Source organism: Sulfitobacter sp. SK012, from assembly GCF_003352085.1.
Classification (GTDB): domain Bacteria; phylum Pseudomonadota; class Alphaproteobacteria; order Rhodobacterales; family Rhodobacteraceae; genus Sulfitobacter.
This window is the reverse complement of sequence record NZ_CP025804.1, coordinates 3,629,091-3,644,305: the sequence shown is the minus strand read 5'-3', so window position 1 is coordinate 3,644,305 and position 15,215 is coordinate 3,629,091. Positions and strand designations below refer to the sequence as shown.

Genomic DNA, 15,215 nt, shown 5'->3' with positions numbered 1-15,215 from the left:
TCCTTTAGGCAAACGCCGGCATGACGTCTTTGATAAACCGCTCAAGCGACGCCTTTTTGCGGTCAAAACTCATGCCGCTGTCAATCCAGAATGAGTATTCATCATACCCCATGTCTTCGTAAGTTTTGAGCCGCGAAATGGCGTCGCCGGCGGTGGCGATGACGTTATCGCGCAACATAGCTTGCGCAGAATAGAAGGGGTGATTTGCGATCTCTTCATCTGTGAGCCGCTCGATCAAACCTTGCGATACAGGTCGTTCATTTTTGAACCATGCGCCAAAGTAGCAGTAAAAGCGGTTGATCTCTTCGGCGGCCAGCTGAGCATCCTCTGCATCCGCTGCGATGTATGTGTGGTTAAGCAACATGATTTCCGGGCGTGGGACATCCGGAAACTTCGCAAGAGCCGCAGTGAATGTATCCATCAGATTCGTGATTTCACCGTCTCCTTGCCAAAGCGGCGTCACCTGAACATGGCACCCATTTGAGATCGCAAATTCATGACTATTCGGATCACGTGCGGCAACCCAGATTGGCGGACCATCTTTTTGTACAGGCTTTGGCGACGCAGTTGATGCAGGGAAGGAATGATAGGTACCTTCTTGGGCATAATCACCTTTCCACAGACCTTGCACGGCAGGGATCAATTCGCGCATCCGCATGCCCGCATCCCACGCATCCATACCCGGCACCATCCGTTCATATTCATAGCTATAGGCACCTCGGGCAATGCCAAGTTCCAGACGTCCATCGACAATCATATCCGTCATCGCTGCTTCACCAGCCAAACGGATTGGGTGCCAAAATGGTGCGATAATTGTACCTGTTCCCAGACGCACATTTTTGGTGTGACGCGCGAGGTCAATCAGGTTGAGAAATGGGTTCGGCGCGATGGTAAAATCCATGCCATGATGTTCGCCGGTCCAAACGGCATGCATGCCGCCCTCATCAGCTATTTTGGCCAATGCGATGAAGTCGTCATAGAGCTGTCTTTGGTCCTGCTCCGGTGATGTACGTTCCATATGAACAAAAAGCGAAAACCGCATGTCATCAACTCCCTAAAGTAATTGGGCGGACTTCGCCGCTTTTTTGATCGCCGTAATAGATGCCGTAATTTCCAAGTGCAGACTCAGCGGCGAACCGTTCCAGCATCGTTAGAATGGACGGATCGGTCACATCATCAAGCCCAGACCCGGTAAGAGGCACAAAGACACCTTTGGTTGGTGCACCCTCTGCTGACTGGCACATGAAGGAAATATGCTGCCGTTTGCGGTTCACATCTTCGAAAACCGAATACACAAAGCCGGGTTGAGCATGCAGCCCTGTCGATGCGATGAGGTTTTTGACTGCCGCAGATGCCCCTTCGTCCTTGACCAAACATTCCGGCAAGGCCAATCCGCCATTGCCGTCGTCCACCAACAAGACGTGCCCATCTCGCTCGATCAGTGCAGAGACAATGAGGTTGGTGCTTTGGGATAGAGCATCAGCAGCGGAGGAGGGGGTCACGTAAGCGCCGCGCGCATAGCCCAAGCCAGGCGTGGTGGTGCTGTCAAACGCCTCAACTTGCCCGATCAAGATGACATGATCCCCAGCTTCGACTGTCTTGTGCATGCTGCAATCAAACCAGCCCGAAGCGCCTGCAAGTATTGGCGATCCTTGGGGGCCGTTGTGCCATTCGACGGTTGAAAAGCGGTCTTCTACGGGGCGCGCAAAGGTGTTGGAAATCTCAATCTGGCTTTCGGCCAAAATGTTCACCGCAAAGCCTTTCGCCTGCACCAAAGCATCGTAGTTCCGAGAAGAATTGGCGAGACAAACCAGCACCATGGGTGGATCCAGCGACACCGATGTAAAGGAGTTGGCCGTGAAGCCCATCGGTTCTCCATTTTGGTCATGCGCTGTAACGACGGTGACGCCAGTCATGAACGTGCCAAAAGCAGTGCGCAGCGCGCGCGGATCAAGAGGGGTCATTGCAATTCCTTTTGAGTGGTTGGCACTTTAAGCCACGTGAGAAGATGCGCATTGACCTCGGAGGCCGCCGTAAGATTGACCATATGGCGATGACCTTTGATGGTAATTGCTGTCCCGTTTTGCACAAGTTTTGCCATTGCAATCGACATGTCTGGTGTGGAATTCGGATCGCCGTCGCCAGTGATGCTCAGAAACGGACAGGCGATGTTCGGCAACTGGTCGGCATAGGTCGCATCCCCATGCGCAAAGGCCGTGTAGGCCGTCGCATACCCAGTTAGATCAACGGCACCCAACCATGTTGCTACTTGCGCTTTGGCATCAAGTTCTATTGCGGTTTCCCCAAACCACCGCGTCAAAGGTGTTTCTAGATCGACATTTCCACGTTCAATCTCTGCGGCACGTGCTTCAACAGCGTGGCGTGAAATATCATCGCGACGATAAACCCCATTCAGCAAAGCAACACGGCGTGTCAGATCGGGATGCCGAGCTGTAAATCCAGCTGCGATCAAAGCACCCATCGAATGCCCAGCCAGATTGACGGGCCCCAGCCCAAGCTCCAAAACCGCTGCATGGCACCAAGCAACGAAATCGGGTAACTGACTGCCTGTTGGCAGAGGGTCGCTGCCGCCATGTCCCGGCATATCAAGCGCAATCACGCGGCAAACGTCCTGAAGCGCCGCTGTCTGTGGGCCCCAAGCTGCGGATTGCAATCCGACGCCGTGGATCAACACCAGTGGTTCACCAACACCTTGATCGCGGTAGCAGACCTTTAGACCAGACTTAGACAGCTGCAGGGTTTTCAGCATCATGGCCCAACTCCTTTAGGTCCTGATAGCGATCACCAATTCTATGATGAGGACGGCCTCCAATTGACGCACCCAAAGCAATCAAAATTTCGTCTGCGGCAGGCGCGTCTGCAACAGATGTTTGGATTGTGAGATAGTGCGACCGTCTGCCGCCGTCGTTTTTATCCATAAGCGGGATCATCAACGGCGCGTTGGCCGGACCGCGCGTATTGCAAAAAGACAAATAGGATTTAGCACCTACAGCATTGCGGTAATGATTGCCAAAATGAAGCGTGTGGATAAGGGCGGAGGCGTGTTCTACTTCGCCATTGAGGCCCACAATGGCGGACTTGCCATACCCTTCGACCATGTCACCGCCCCCTGCTGCATCCAACACCATCTCCGTCAGCAATGCGCCCAGCTCAGATGCGCAATCTCGGATGCCTGGTGCCAAATCTTCGACAAAACCTTGCCCCGCCCATGGGTTCCGGATCACTGCCATCGCAGCGATCATCTTGAGGGGTGTTGGCGCAGCCTTGCCGCCTTCGATCAGGGTGTTTTCAACGTGAAGAAGGGTTTTTCTGATTTCAGCAGGCACGGGAATTTCCTTTGGTGGATGATCTGGATTGACATATGGTATACCATCAGACCATATGTCAATCATTCTTGTTGCTCCAAGGGCTTGCTGTTAGATAAATTCTTATGACTTCAGAAAAAATTGCCCTGACCAAAATCGACAAAACTCCGCGGACATTGCGCGATATTGTGCAAGAGCGGATGAAAACTGCAATTTTCGAAGGCCATTTTGCCCCCGGTGAACGGCTGGTGGAGCGCCCGTTGTGTGAACAACTCGGTGTCAGCCGCACCGTGATCCGTGAGACAATTCGCTTTCTTGAAGCGGAAGGCTTGGTCGAGATCATCCCAAACCGCGGCCCTATCGTTGCGACATTTGACTGGGATCAAGCCAAACAGATTTATGACATACGCAGGCAGCTTGAGGCCTCCGCCGCGGTCGCTTGTGCTGCGAACCAAACTGCAGAATTTGTCGTTCGGTTGCGTGCTGCGTTGCGCGCGCTTGAAGCCACCATGAACGACACCACTTGGACAGAGTTGTTGCAGGCCAGCACGCGGTTCTACGAGATTATTTTCGAAGAAGCGGGCCACAGTGTCGCGTGGGAAATTGTGCAGCGGTTGAATGGCCGGATCAGCAGGCTTCGCGCATTGACCCTGTCTTCCAAGGATCGCAAGAGGCCGGGCATCGAGCATATGACGGCAATTCATGATGCGATCCTGAGCCAAAACGCAAAGGCCGCCCGCATCGCCGTAAATGCGCATATTGATGATGCAGCGCAGACCGCGTGGCGTGTATTGTCCAAAGAAGCAAAGACCGGAGCAGCAGATGGCTAAAGGATATTGGATCGCGTTTGTGGACGTAACAAACCCAGATGTCTACGCAGGCTACCAGCAACATGCCCCGGCGGCATTCGCCAAATACGGCGCACGATTTCTGGTGCGTGGTGGGGAGGCGGAAACGCTAGAGGGTGAGACATGGCAGCGGCATGTCGTGATCGAGTTTGAGAGCAAAGCACAGGCGTTGGCTTGCTATAACTCCGCCGAATATCAAGAGGCCCGACATAAACGCGCGGGTGCTTGCACTGCAAATATCGTGATTGTTGAGGGCATGCCGCCTGCATAGGCCGCACCGAAAAGGAAAAATGATGGATACTTTCGACGAGGATCTATTCCTAAAAGGACTAGAGCAACGCAAAGCCACGCTAGGGGCGGAATATGTTGAAAAGAACCTCGCTGCTGCGGACGATTTCACCCGGCCATTCCAAGAGGCAATGACCGCGTGGTGTTGGGGTTTTGGTTGGGGCGATGACGTGATTGATCCCAAGACGCGGTCGATGATGAATTTGTCGATGATCGGTGCCTTGGGAAAGATGTCCGAGTGGGAATTGCACTGTCGCGGCGCAATCAACAACGGCGTCTCAAAAGAAGAAATCCGCGCCATCATTCATGTGATCGCGATCTACTGTGGTGTTCCGCAGGGGCTAGAGTGTTTTCGTGCCGCAAGAAAGGTCTTTGAGGAACAGCCGAAATAGCAACTGCTCTTGCTCCACTTAGCCCAATGCCCCGCTCTTTCAGCCCTCTTGAAGGCGGGCATCGAACCAATCTAGAACCGTAGGTGCCCAGTTTTTTGGGCTACCATGGCCGCCCGGATGCAGCATAAGATCAATTCGCCCCGCATCGCAGTTTTCCCAATGTTTCCACCACCTATCACCCTCCACGACGGATCGACTTGGTTGACGTGTGGTGCACCCGTTGGTGGCCCTTAAGATGCGCAGGCTTTCCCAAACGTCGCCTTGTGCGATTTTGTTTTCAAACAAAGGCCGTCCCTCCAAGGGGACAGTTCTGTCGTTCCAGCCATGAGTGTGAAACAAATCGACTGGCCCTTCGCATGTCTCGGGCAGATCATCCCAAAAAGCGCCGGCAGACGGCGCGTAGGCGCGTGCACTTTCATGGGCAAAACAAGCCACATCCCAAACCATTGATCCCCCCCGCGAGAAGCCCGACAGCAACATGCGGCCCCGGTCGACATTGTAGCGCGCGGAAACATCATCCATGACATCGTTTAGAAAAGCGATATCGTCCTTTTCGTGCCCGAAGTTTTTCGCGCGCACTGCCCAGTTCTTGGGGAATCGCGCGCCGGGATGCTCTCCGTTCGGGGCGACAAATACAAAGCCGCGCTCAAGCGATTGGCGTGCGATATTCGTGCGCAGGATGCCCGCTCCACGCCCGCCGCCGCCATGCAAGAACACAACCGCGCCCCTTGGTGCATCGGTGTCTGGCAACAGAACATGATACGTGCCTCTCTCAATCTGGCAGGGTGCGTCGGCGGCACCACAATCTTGGGCACCTGCCTCGGTGGCGTGTAGCATTGTCAATATGATCCCGATGATTTTGGCCTTCATAGTGGTGCTCTTTTCCATGTGCGCGCCGCGTCCCAAAGGCGTTATCCAGCATGCCTCTAAGTTTCCAAAAGGACGTTTCGGGATGACCGTGTCACGCATGGATAAGTGACGTAGCTTCGAGGTCAAATGAACTTCCCGTAACCCGACTCAGTCACCGATCGGGAGTTTTTTGCAATCAATACGCGTGAAGGCAGGATTTTAGGAAAGCACCGCAGCGGTAAATTTTGTCTACCTTGGATGCAGGATTTTCCCTGTTCGGCGGTATGCGTTGGGTTCATCGTGTGGCAGATGACTGACCAACATTATCGACTATTCCCGACAAAATCGGGGCAGTTTGAACAGTTCAAACGCCCGTCCGATCCAAGGCTGTTGGCCTCATTCACAGCGCTGAATAACCCACAGATCATGGGCCTGATATTCCAAACCTATCTTTAGAAGGGATTGCCAGATTTGATTTTCTAACGATAGTGGATCGCAGCGCCGCGAAAGCGGTGGCTAGATTTCATCAGACAAAGGAAAATGCACTTAGGTTGATCAACACATTTGAGATGATCAGCGCAGGTACCAAAGTTTGCAAAGTTTGAGGCGCCAATTTGCGCCTTTTTGGTTTTGGCCCAGCTGGGCACAATAATAGTCGGCCCAAAAACGCGGGTAAATTTTTCATCGGGAGGAAAAACATGAACTTGAGACCAGACCCCACATTTCACGCATCACCCAAACTTGCGATGGAGGCAGCAGTTGAAAACTATGCTTTCACAGTAATGCTAAGCCCAGATGGCTCGCAGTCGGACGGTATTGCCGTTATCGATCTCGATCCGTCCTCGGATACGTACGGCGAGATCGTCCATCAGGTGATCGTTCCCAATAAGGGGGACGAATTTCACCACTTTGGCTGGAATGCCTGTTCATCCTCATTGTCCCCATTGTCGGGACACGCATTTCTGGAGCGCCGCTATCTAATCGTTCCGGGTATCCGTTCTTCGCGGATTTACGTTATCGACGTAAAAGAGCCGCTCAAGGCGCACATTCATAAGACAATTGAACCCGAAGAGCTGTTTGCCAAGACCGGCTATTCGCGTCCGCATACGATCCACTGTGGTCCTGAAGGCATTTATGTCTCCTGCCTTGGCGGCGGCGGCAAAGATGGCACAGACGGCCCTCCTGGTATCTTTATCATGGATTGCGAAACCTTTGAGATCATCGGCCAATACGAGATGGACCGAGGCAAGCAGGACAAGCATTACGATTTCTGGTGGAACCTTCCGCAAGATTACATGGTCAGCTCCGAATGGGGGCTGCCGCCTCAGTTCGAAAATGGCATCGTGCCTGAGGATTTGCTGTCCAATAAATACGGCCACTCAATTCACTTCTGGGATTTGCGGGCGCGCAAGAACATCCAGACCATGGACTTTGGTGAGAACTACCAAATGGCGCTGGAAATTCGGCCCGCCCATGATCCCACCAAGTCTTACGGTTTTTGTGGTGTTGTGGTGGACACAACCAACCTCCAGGGTGCGATCTTTACGTGGTGGCGCGATGACGATGGGGTTTGGCAGTCCAAGAAAACGATCACCATTGATCCACGTCCCGAAGATCCCGCAAACCTGCCGCCTCTCTTGCAGGGATTTGGCGCGGTGCCACCGCTCGTGACGGACATCGACCTGAGCCTTGATGACAAATACCTTTATGTCGCGTGCTGGGGTCTGGGCGAGATGCATCAATACGATGTATCAGATCCGATGAACCCGGTTTTGGCCGGCAAGGTCGAACTTGGCGGTATTGCCAAAGGCCACAAGCACCCCAACGGCAAGGGTTTTGCTTACGGCCCGCAGATGGTTGAAATCAGCCGGGATGGCAAACGCGTCTATTGGACGAATTCGCTCTATTCCACGTGGGACGATCAGTTCTACCCAGATGATGAAGGTGGGCAGATGGTCATGGCCGATGTTGGCGAAAATGGCGGTCTGACGTTGAACAAAGACTTCTATGTCGACTTCCCGAAGGGCCTGCGTTCGCATCAAATCCGGCTAGAGGGGGGCGATTGCTCCACCGATAGCTTCTGCTACCCGTCAGTCTAAGGATTGTCTGACATTGCCTCTTTGACGGCCCTTTGGTGGGCCGTCATTTTCTCTGGTCTCTATCACGGCATCAATCCCGGTATGGGATGGCCGCTGGCTGTGTCCGCAGCCCTGATGGAACGCCGACCCGCGGCACTACCCAAATCCCTTGCCATGTTAGCCGCCGGTCATTTCTTGGCGATGATTGGTATCCTGCTGCCCTTTTCACTGATGTTCTTCCTTGTCGAATGGGAAGTTCAAATCCGCATTGCTGCCGGTCTGTTGGTGATCGCGATGGGGATCTATCTGCTGATCAATCGAAGGCACCCAAGGTTTCTGGCGCGGGTCCATCCTGCGCGCCTCGCATTGTGGTCTTTCCTTGCTGCGATGGCGCATGGGGCAGGGCTAATGCTGGTTCCGATTTACTTAGGTATTTGCGCTATTGAACCCGATCAGACCGGCCATTTGGCTGCGCAAACACTGATGGCAAACAACATAAGCATCGCCTTTACCGTAGCCGCTGTTCACACGCTGTCTATGACCATCGCAGGTGGAGTCATTGCAACGGTGATCTACCGCTGGCTTGGCCTCAAGTTTCTTTCGCGGACATGGTTTAACCTTGATATGGTCTGGGCGATCAGCCTGATTATCGTAGGCGTTTTTGGCATCTATTCCGCCTATTGGGGCCATTGATCGGGATCGGGCAGGGACCGTATGCACCCGCTTAGGTTTGATCGATTCGTTTGAACATCTGCTCAATGATCTTGTTTCTGGTGGAGCAGGCGGCCAAGCACCGACGCATTAATCTTCTTTATGGATTTGCTTATAAAGCGATCCACTCTATTAATGGCTTATGACCTTCGATCAAATCCGGACCTTTCTTTGGGTGGCGCGGCTGGGCGGCTTTCGCAAAGCGGCCGAACGGCTGCATCTGTCGCAACCTGCGGTGTCCACGCGCATCGCCAACCTTGAAAATGAGCTGCGCGTCCCGCTTTTTGAGCGCGGACCCGGAGAGTTGGTCCTGACCAAACACGGTACGCTTTTACTGTCTTATGCCGAGCAGATGTTGTTCGTTGAAGAAGAGATTAAGCAACGCGTTGCCAATCCGTCTGAGGCCGAGGGTCTTTTTCGCATCGGCGCATCAGAGACAATTGCGCAGGCTTGGTTGCCTGAATTTCTCAAGGCTTTCAGCGAGCGGTACCCGCGGGTGAATGTCGACCTGACCGTCGATATTTCCCTGAACCTACGCGCGGCCCTGCTGGAACGGCGGCTTGATTTGGCGCTGTTGATGGGACCGGTGTCCGAGTTCTCGGTCGAGAATGTCGCGCTGCCACCCTTTGATCTGCACTGGTATCGATCCGCAACCAACAGCCAGACTGATCTGAGCATTATTCCAGTGATTTCATATTCGTCCAAGACGCGGCCCTACCGTGAACTCATGTCAGAGCTGTCGCGCAGGATCGGGCCAAAGGTGCGGGTGTTTGCCTCCGCTTCCCTATCGGCAAGCCTCAAAATGATTGGGGCGGGGGTTGCGGTGGGGCCGTACCCGCGCGCTTTGGCAAATGACTTTTTGGCATCTGGTCAAATTGTTGAATTCGATCCCGGTTTTCGCCCACAGCCATTAGCCTTTACCGCGTCTTACCTGTCAGAACCGCGCAGCTTCTTGGTCGAGGCCAGCGCGGAAATCGCCCAGGATGTTGCCCAAACTTGGGATAAGATCCACCCAAAGTGAATTCAAAATATCTATCACTAATGATATAAAATGACAATTTGCGTGAAATCTGACTGCATGTGATGCTTTTGCTAGGCCATGGGGGGCTTTGCTATGAGCGATACAACTGTTTCTTACAGTGACTTGGTCACGTCGTCGGCTGTCGATGTGCGCATGGCTATTCGAGACAACGCATATGACGGGCACACTGCGGGGCTCGCGGCAGGCAAGTTGCAGTGTAACATCGCCATTATTCCCGAAGAATTTGCGTTGGATTTTCTGCGTTTTTGCCAACGTAACCCCAAGCCTTGCCCAATTGTTGGTGTCAGCGACAGTGGCGATCCAATGCTGCCTACGTTGGGGCATGACATCGATATTCGGACTGATGTGTCCAAGTATCGGGTGTTTCGCAACGGCACTCTGAGTGATGAAGTGACTGACATTTCTGACATCTGGTCGGACAGTCTGGTCACGGTCGCGTTGGGGTGTTCCTTCACCTTTGAGAACGCGCTGTTGCGCAATGGCATTCCGGTAAGACATATCGAAACCAGCCGTAATGTGCCGATGTACCGTTCAAACATTGATCTGGTGCCGGCGGGCAAATTCAGTGGTCAGATGGTCGTAACCATGCGCCCGATCCCCGAGGCACAGGTCGCACAGGCCAAGGAAATCTCTAGTCGGTTTCCGCATGCACATGGCGCGCCGATTGCTGTGGGTGACCCATCGGAAATTGGTATCGCTGATCTATCGATGCCTGATTGGGGCGACGCGGTTGAGATCAAGGCTGGTGAAGTTCCGGTCTATTGGGCGTGTGGTGTTACCCCGCAAAATGTCTTGCTGCAGGCCGGTTTGCCGATCTGCATAACCCACTCGCCGGGTCACATGCTGATCGCTGACGTCGCCGAAGACGCCGAAACAACAATCCTGACAACACTTTAAAATAAAACAACTAGGAGAGCTACAATGAACAGAACCCTATCCATCCTCCTCGCGGGTACCATGCTAAGCGCGCCTGCTTTTGCTGAAGACCTGTCCGTCGTAGGCAGCTGGTCCAGCCTGCCATTGCACAACCAATATGAGGCGCCTTTTTGGACAAAAACACTGCCCGACGCGTCTGGCGGCTCCATCAATGTTGAACTCACAACGCACAACCAGATGAGCCTTGGGCTTGGCGATATCTACCCGCTGCTGGGTCAGGGTGTTTATGATGTGGCGATGACTGTGGCGGATTATGCGGTGGCCGACGCACCAGAACTTGAAGGCCTTGATGTACCGCTTCTGGCGCTGTCTGCGGATGAAGCCCGCGCCATGGTCGATGCCGCGCGCCCAATGGTTGCCGATATTTACCGCGATCGCTTTAACTCCCACGTTCTGGCCATCGCGCCATATCCACCTCAGGTCGTGTTCTGTAATCACGAGATCACCAACCTTGCTGACCTCGAAGGCCTCAAAGTCCGCGCGTCAGGTCGTATGACCGCCAAGCTGCTGGAAGCTTTGGGTGCTGAGGGCGTTAACGTGTCCTTTGCCGAAGTTCCTGGTGCTCTGCAAAACGGTGTGGTCGATTGCGCCGTCACCGGTGCGGGTTCGGGCTATAGCGCCGGCTGGTGGGAAGTCTCTACCCATCTGTTGCCAATCCCGTTGGGCGGCTGGGACCCGGTTGTGACCGCAATCAACATGGACAAATGGAACAGTCTTGACGCCGATACGCAGGGTTTGATCACAGCCCAGGTTGCCAGCGGCTTTGAAGACCTTGCATGGGACAGCGCCCAAGACGCGTTGACCAATGACATCGCCTGCCTGACCGGAAACGGTGAATGCCCATCGGGTGATGCACGCTCCATGACGCTAGTTGAGGTGAGCGATGCAGACTTCACGCGGGCCCGCGATATTCTGACCAGCGAAGTGCTGCCAGAGTGGGCAGAGCGTGCGGGTGCCGAATGGGCCGCGCGTTGGAATGAAAGCGTTGGGACCGTTGTTGGCGTCCAAATCAACTAAGTAAGCACCGAATAGGGGACGTACCGATAATGGAACTCACGATGATAGACGGGCTGCGCAGGCTCAATAGGGGGGTCGCCCTTGTCGTAGGCTTTGGCCTGCTGCTGTGTGCTGCGTTTGTGCTGACAGATATCATCATGCGCCAAATCGGTACGTCCCTTGGTGGCACAGAAGAGATCGCGGGCTACACGATGGCGCTCGCGACTTCTTGGGGCATGTCCTTCACGCTGGTCGAATTGGGCCATGTGCGGATCGACCTGCTGCGCTGCCGTGCAGACAGCTTCAAACGCGCTTTGTTTGATGTGTTTTCGATGATCGTTATGTCGGGCGTTATCATCACCATCGCGATCAAGGCTTGGCCGGTGGTCGAGCGGTCATTGGTGAATGGATCGCGCGCAAACACACCGCTTGAGACACCGCTGGCATGGGTGCAGTTGCCATGGTTCGCGGGGTGGGTCTGGTTCGCCGTAATGTCATGTCTCGTGACACTTGCCGCCCTCAGCTTGCTGGTCAAACGCCGCCACGATGAAATCGAGAGCTTTGCTGGTGCCTTCGCCGAACAGGAGAGCCTGCAATGATCGTTTATGTCTCTGTTGGCCTGCTCGGCTTGCTGGCCTTGTCCATCCCGGTTGGTATCGTTCTGTTTCTGCTCGGTTTCGGGATCGATACATTCTTTTCGAGTTTCCCGCTGACCCGCGGACTGGGCAACATGGTCTGGTCCTCTTCCAATTCCTCAACGTTGATCGCCGTTCCGTTCTTTGTCCTATTGGGCGAAATATTGGTACGCAGCGGTGTTGCGACCCGCACTTATGCCGCCCTTGATCGCTGGGTATCTTGGCTGCCCGGTGGGTTGGTCCACGCGAATGTTGCAACGGCGACCATGTTCTCTGCCACGTCTGGATCGTCCGTCGCCACCGCCGCGACAGTGGCCACAGTGGCAATGCCGCAAGCTGAAAAACTCGGCTATGACCCCAAGCTATTTTCCGGAGCCATTGCCGCTGGCGGTACGCTTGGCATCATGATCCCGCCGTCGATTAACCTGATCGTTTACGGCTTTCTTACGCAATCCTCGATCCCACAGCTGTTTTTGGCGGGGCTCATTCCGGGATTGGCCTTGGCGCTCTCCTTCATGCTGGTCACGGTTATCATCTGCCTCATCCGTCCCGATTTGGGAGGCGTACGCAGGACTTTCCCGTTCTCGCAAATGATGCGGGCGCTGCTTGATCTTATCCCGATCTTGATCCTGTTTGGCTTGATCGTCGGCTCAATCTATCTGGGCTGGGCCACTCCAACCGAGGCCGCCGCCGTGGGCGTGGCCGGTGCATTCGTTATCGCACTTGCCTTTGGGGGCGTGTCTTGGTCGATGCTGACCCTAAGCCTGACAGGCACGGTCAAGATCACCTCGATGATCATGCTGATTGTGATTGGCGCGTCGTTCCTCAACTTCACGCTAGCCTCTGCAGGTCTCGGACGCGAGCTGACAGCCTTTATGACCGATCTGGGTCTTACGCCGCTCAAGACCATTCTGGTTGTAGTCGTCCTCTATATTGTTCTTGGGTTCTTCATTGAAACATTGTCCCTGATGGTCGTGACGATCCCTATCATCGTGCCGCTGGTTGTGGCGCAGGGCTATGATGTGATCTGGTTCGGTATCTTGATGATTGTTCTGATCGAAATGGCGCTCATTACGCCGCCCGTTGGATTGAACCTTTACGTCGTGCAAGCGGCGCGGAAATCGGGAAGCCTGAACGAAGTTATGCTGGGCGCGCTACCCTATTGCCTGACGATGCTGGCCTTTGCTTTCCTGTTGATCGCTTTCCCAAGCATTGCGCTGTTTTTGCCGAATGCGTTGCAATAGCGGAAAACCCTGAACCCTAAATCTCAACCCGTGCGACCTGTTACACAAACAGGTTGCACAGGCTTGCCCAACATCAAATCGAGCTCCTTTGCGGACGGCCTCGGCTTGACAAGTGGTACCCCTCGCGCGCATCTGGTTTTAGATTGAGAGGGATTGTTATGACGCTATTTCCGCTATTGTCGAAGCAGGGGCCGCGCTGATGGTACGTGTACTTATCCCCTCTGGTGCGCTTGGTCTGAACTACGACAAAGTCGCGCTGCAACGTGGGATCGACGCCAAGCCGGACATCATTGCAATCGACGGTGGGTCGACGGATTCCGGCCCCTCGTACCTTGGACGCGGCGTGTCAAAATACGCGCGGAGCTCCACAAAACTGGAATGGGCCGGGCTGATGGCGGCGCGGGCGCAGGCTGATTGTCCTTTGGTCATTGGCACGTCAGGCACTTGTGGCAGTGATAGCGCGGTTGATTGGATGCTTGATATCACCCGCGAGATTGCCCATGAGCAGGGCATTCCGATCAAGATCGCGGTGCTGCGCAGCCAACAAGACAACGCCACCATGGTCGAAGCTTATGGCGCGGGCCAAATAACCCCCTTGGCAGGTGCACCTGAAATCACCGGCGAGACGCTAAGCAGCTGCAGTAATATCGTAGCTCTTGCCGGGGCTGAGCAGATTGCCGAAGCGCTTGCGACCGACGCCGATGTTATTATCGCAGGGCGCACAACCGATACGGCAATCATTGCGGCCTTGCCGTTGATAGAGGGGCTGCACGCAGGTGCCGCTTGGCACGGGGCCAAGATTGGCGAATGTGGCGCACTCTGTGCGACCAACCCGCAATCGGGTGTGGTGATGATGGAGTTTGACGCAGAAGGCTTTACCGTGACGCCGTTGGCCGATGGCGCGCATGCCACTCCGCATACTGTTTCCGCCCACATGTTGTACGAGAACTCGGACCCATTCATTCTGTATGAACCGGGTGGGCATCTGGATGTTACGGCTGCGCAATATGAAGCTTTGGATGATACCAGCGTCCGTGTGACGGGATCAAAATGGGTTCCATCCGACCGCTATACCGTCAAGCTAGAAGGCGCGCGGCCCGCCGGTTTTCAAACCGTGCTGATGGCGCTGTTGCGGGATGCGCGCTATGTTGAGAATGCGGGCACATGGGCCGCAGATATTGCTGAGAAATGTTCTGCTAAAGCATGCGACCGGCTGGGATTGGCACCTGAGGATTTCCGGATTGAGCTGCGCCTGATCGGCCATTCTGCAAGCTTTGGTGCGCTAGAGCCGCGCCCCGGTACGCCAACAGAGATTGGCGTGATCGGCATTGTTACTGCCGCCACCGACGCGCTGAGCCAAGAAATTGGCAAGCTTTTAAACCCCTATCTGCTGCACCATCCGCTGACATCCCAAGAAGAGCAGCCAACATTTGCATTCCTCTTTTCGCCGGCCGAAATGCCGCGCGGGCAGGTTTACGAATTCGCGCTTAACCACGTGCTGACGTTGGAGGACCCGATGCAGGCATTCTCGTTGGAGGTGATTGAGACATGAAGCCGCTGGGCAGCTTAGTGCAAAAACTACGCAGCAAGAACGCAGGGCCGTTCTGGTTGACCATTGATATCTTCTGCGGATCGCCGGAGGCGTATGAAACCGTTGTTGAGCTGCTCGATACCGCGGCCGTGGCAACCGCGCTGGGTGCCAAGTCTCAGGACCTCAAGCGGTTCGATATCCCATCGCTTAATGTCATCAAGATCAGCCTGCCGCGGCCCACCATTCAAGGGGCCGCTGATGATCGTGATATGCACGGCGCATCTTGGGCAGCACTCTTGGCAGAGCTACCCGTTTAAAAGCGCGTTTGCGCATCTTGAC

Annotated in this window: 18 protein-coding genes; 13 read left to right on the top strand and 5 right to left on the bottom strand. The window is 54.6% G+C overall.

Features of this window, described 5'->3' with window-relative positions:
* Positions 1-4 precede the first annotated feature (4 nt).
* The 4 genes from C1J03_RS17780 to C1J03_RS17765 are packed head-to-tail and all read right to left on the bottom strand — an operon-like array spanning position 5 to position 3,347.
* The gene (locus C1J03_RS17780) at positions 5-1,042 is read right to left on the bottom strand and encodes an LLM class flavin-dependent oxidoreductase (RefSeq protein WP_114887806.1); all 1,038 of its coding nucleotides are present in this window, start codon (positions 1,040-1,042) and stop codon (positions 5-7) included.
* Positions 1,043-1,046: 4 nt separating this feature from the next.
* Positions 1,047-1,964: a flavin reductase family protein gene (locus C1J03_RS17775; protein WP_114887805.1), complete on the bottom strand. Its 918-nt coding sequence runs from the start codon at positions 1,962-1,964 to the stop codon at positions 1,047-1,049.
* Positions 1,961-2,773, bottom strand: coding sequence for an alpha/beta fold hydrolase (locus C1J03_RS17770; protein WP_114887804.1), 813 nt, complete (start codon positions 2,771-2,773; stop codon positions 1,961-1,963). The genes C1J03_RS17775 and C1J03_RS17770 overlap by 4 nt, the downstream gene beginning before the upstream one ends.
* Positions 2,745-3,347: an amino acid synthesis family protein gene (locus C1J03_RS17765; protein WP_114889066.1), complete on the bottom strand. Its 603-nt coding sequence runs from the start codon at positions 3,345-3,347 to the stop codon at positions 2,745-2,747. The genes C1J03_RS17770 and C1J03_RS17765 overlap by 29 nt, the downstream gene beginning before the upstream one ends.
* A gap of 104 nt (positions 3,348-3,451) precedes the next feature.
* On the opposite strand from C1J03_RS17765, the gene C1J03_RS17760 reads away from it, so the two are divergent.
* The 3 genes from C1J03_RS17760 to C1J03_RS17750 are packed head-to-tail and all read left to right on the top strand — an operon-like array spanning position 3,452 to position 4,854.
* Positions 3,452-4,156 (top strand): GntR family transcriptional regulator, encoded by a 705-nt coding sequence (locus tag C1J03_RS17760; protein ID WP_114887803.1) that lies wholly within the window; start codon positions 3,452-3,454, stop codon positions 4,154-4,156.
* The gene (locus tag C1J03_RS17755; protein ID WP_114887802.1) at positions 4,149-4,445 is read left to right on the top strand and encodes a DUF1330 domain-containing protein; all 297 of its coding nucleotides are present in this window, start codon (positions 4,149-4,151) and stop codon (positions 4,443-4,445) included. The genes C1J03_RS17760 and C1J03_RS17755 overlap by 8 nt, the downstream gene beginning before the upstream one ends.
* Before the next feature lie 22 nt (positions 4,446-4,467).
* On the top strand, positions 4,468-4,854 hold the full coding sequence (locus tag C1J03_RS17750) for a carboxymuconolactone decarboxylase family protein (protein WP_114887801.1): 387 nt from the start codon (positions 4,468-4,470) through the stop codon (positions 4,852-4,854).
* Positions 4,855-4,893: 39 nt separating this feature from the next.
* Here the strand turns inward: C1J03_RS17750 and C1J03_RS17745 are convergent, their stop codons facing one another.
* The gene (locus C1J03_RS17745) at positions 4,894-5,724 is read right to left on the bottom strand and encodes an alpha/beta hydrolase family esterase (protein ID WP_114887800.1); all 831 of its coding nucleotides are present in this window, start codon (positions 5,722-5,724) and stop codon (positions 4,894-4,896) included.
* Positions 5,725-6,012: 288 nt separating this feature from the next.
* Between C1J03_RS17745 and C1J03_RS17740 the strand changes: the two genes are divergently transcribed.
* The 10 genes from C1J03_RS17740 to C1J03_RS17695 all read left to right on the top strand — a co-directional run bounded on the left by C1J03_RS17740 (position 6,013) and on the right by C1J03_RS17695 (position 15,193).
* On the top strand, positions 6,013-6,159 hold the full coding sequence (locus C1J03_RS17740; RefSeq protein ID WP_162798583.1) for a hypothetical protein: 147 nt from the start codon (positions 6,013-6,015) through the stop codon (positions 6,157-6,159).
* 242 nt (positions 6,160-6,401) lie between these two features.
* The gene (locus C1J03_RS17735) at positions 6,402-7,802 is read left to right on the top strand and encodes a selenium-binding protein SBP56-related protein (RefSeq protein ID WP_114887798.1); all 1,401 of its coding nucleotides are present in this window, start codon (positions 6,402-6,404) and stop codon (positions 7,800-7,802) included.
* A gap of 3 nt (positions 7,803-7,805) precedes the next feature.
* Entirely contained in the window at positions 7,806-8,474 is a 669-nt protein-coding gene (locus C1J03_RS17730) for a hypothetical protein (RefSeq protein ID WP_114887797.1), read from the top strand.
* Positions 8,475-8,634: 160 nt separating this feature from the next.
* Positions 8,635-9,513, top strand: a complete 879-nt coding sequence (locus C1J03_RS17725; RefSeq protein WP_114887796.1) for a LysR family transcriptional regulator — start codon at positions 8,635-8,637, stop codon at positions 9,511-9,513.
* Positions 9,514-9,606: 93 nt separating this feature from the next.
* Positions 9,607-10,431: a putative hydro-lyase gene (locus C1J03_RS17720; RefSeq protein ID WP_114887795.1), complete on the top strand. Its 825-nt coding sequence runs from the start codon at positions 9,607-9,609 to the stop codon at positions 10,429-10,431.
* Between the two features lie 24 nt (positions 10,432-10,455).
* Positions 10,456-11,487 (top strand): TRAP transporter substrate-binding protein, encoded by a 1,032-nt coding sequence (locus C1J03_RS17715; protein ID WP_114887794.1) that lies wholly within the window; start codon positions 10,456-10,458, stop codon positions 11,485-11,487.
* A 29-nt stretch (positions 11,488-11,516) separates the two neighbouring features.
* Positions 11,517-12,065 carry a TRAP transporter small permease subunit gene (locus C1J03_RS17710; RefSeq protein ID WP_114887793.1) on the top strand — a complete coding sequence of 183 codons (549 nt, stop codon included), beginning with the start codon at positions 11,517-11,519 and terminating at the stop codon, positions 12,063-12,065.
* Entirely contained in the window at positions 12,062-13,345 is a 1,284-nt protein-coding gene (locus C1J03_RS17705) for a TRAP transporter large permease (protein ID WP_114887792.1), read from the top strand. The genes C1J03_RS17710 and C1J03_RS17705 overlap by 4 nt, the downstream gene beginning before the upstream one ends.
* A gap of 199 nt (positions 13,346-13,544) precedes the next feature.
* Positions 13,545-14,897, top strand: a complete 1,353-nt coding sequence (locus C1J03_RS17700; RefSeq protein WP_254694086.1) for an acyclic terpene utilization AtuA family protein — start codon at positions 13,545-13,547, stop codon at positions 14,895-14,897.
* Entirely contained in the window at positions 14,894-15,193 is a 300-nt protein-coding gene (locus tag C1J03_RS17695; RefSeq protein ID WP_114887790.1) for a DUF4387 family protein, read from the top strand. The genes C1J03_RS17700 and C1J03_RS17695 overlap by 4 nt, the downstream gene beginning before the upstream one ends.
* Positions 15,194-15,215 lie beyond the last annotated feature (22 nt).

What these genes read in the sequence shown, in the direction of transcription:
- C1J03_RS17780 (WP_114887806.1), bottom strand. Translation starts at nt 1,042, where the DNA reads ATGCGGTTTTCGCTTTTTGTTCATATGGAACGTACATCACCGGAGCAG.
- C1J03_RS17775 (WP_114887805.1), bottom strand. Translation starts at nt 1,964, where the DNA reads ATGACCCCTCTTGATCCGCGCGCGCTGCGCACTGCTTTTGGCACGTTC.
- C1J03_RS17770 (WP_114887804.1), bottom strand. Translation starts at nt 2,773, where the DNA reads ATGATGCTGAAAACCCTGCAGCTGTCTAAGTCTGGTCTAAAGGTCTGC.
- C1J03_RS17760 (WP_114887803.1), top strand. Translation starts at nt 3,452, where the DNA reads ATGACTTCAGAAAAAATTGCCCTGACCAAAATCGACAAAACTCCGCGG.
- C1J03_RS17755 (WP_114887802.1), top strand. Translation starts at nt 4,149, where the DNA reads ATGGCTAAAGGATATTGGATCGCGTTTGTGGACGTAACAAACCCAGAT.
- C1J03_RS17750 (WP_114887801.1), top strand. Translation starts at nt 4,468, where the DNA reads ATGGATACTTTCGACGAGGATCTATTCCTAAAAGGACTAGAGCAACGC.
- C1J03_RS17745 (WP_114887800.1), bottom strand. Translation starts at nt 5,724, where the DNA reads ATGAAGGCCAAAATCATCGGGATCATATTGACAATGCTACACGCCACC.
- C1J03_RS17740 (WP_162798583.1), top strand. Translation starts at nt 6,013, where the DNA reads ATGACTGACCAACATTATCGACTATTCCCGACAAAATCGGGGCAGTTT.
- C1J03_RS17735 (WP_114887798.1), top strand. Translation starts at nt 6,402, where the DNA reads ATGAACTTGAGACCAGACCCCACATTTCACGCATCACCCAAACTTGCG.
- C1J03_RS17725 (WP_114887796.1), top strand. Translation starts at nt 8,635, where the DNA reads ATGACCTTCGATCAAATCCGGACCTTTCTTTGGGTGGCGCGGCTGGGC.
- C1J03_RS17720 (WP_114887795.1), top strand. Translation starts at nt 9,607, where the DNA reads ATGAGCGATACAACTGTTTCTTACAGTGACTTGGTCACGTCGTCGGCT.
- C1J03_RS17715 (WP_114887794.1), top strand. Translation starts at nt 10,456, where the DNA reads ATGAACAGAACCCTATCCATCCTCCTCGCGGGTACCATGCTAAGCGCG.
- C1J03_RS17710 (WP_114887793.1), top strand. Translation starts at nt 11,517, where the DNA reads ATGGAACTCACGATGATAGACGGGCTGCGCAGGCTCAATAGGGGGGTC.
- C1J03_RS17705 (WP_114887792.1), top strand. Translation starts at nt 12,062, where the DNA reads ATGATCGTTTATGTCTCTGTTGGCCTGCTCGGCTTGCTGGCCTTGTCC.
- C1J03_RS17700 (WP_254694086.1), top strand. Translation starts at nt 13,545, where the DNA reads ATGGTACGTGTACTTATCCCCTCTGGTGCGCTTGGTCTGAACTACGAC.
- C1J03_RS17695 (WP_114887790.1), top strand. Translation starts at nt 14,894, where the DNA reads ATGAAGCCGCTGGGCAGCTTAGTGCAAAAACTACGCAGCAAGAACGCA.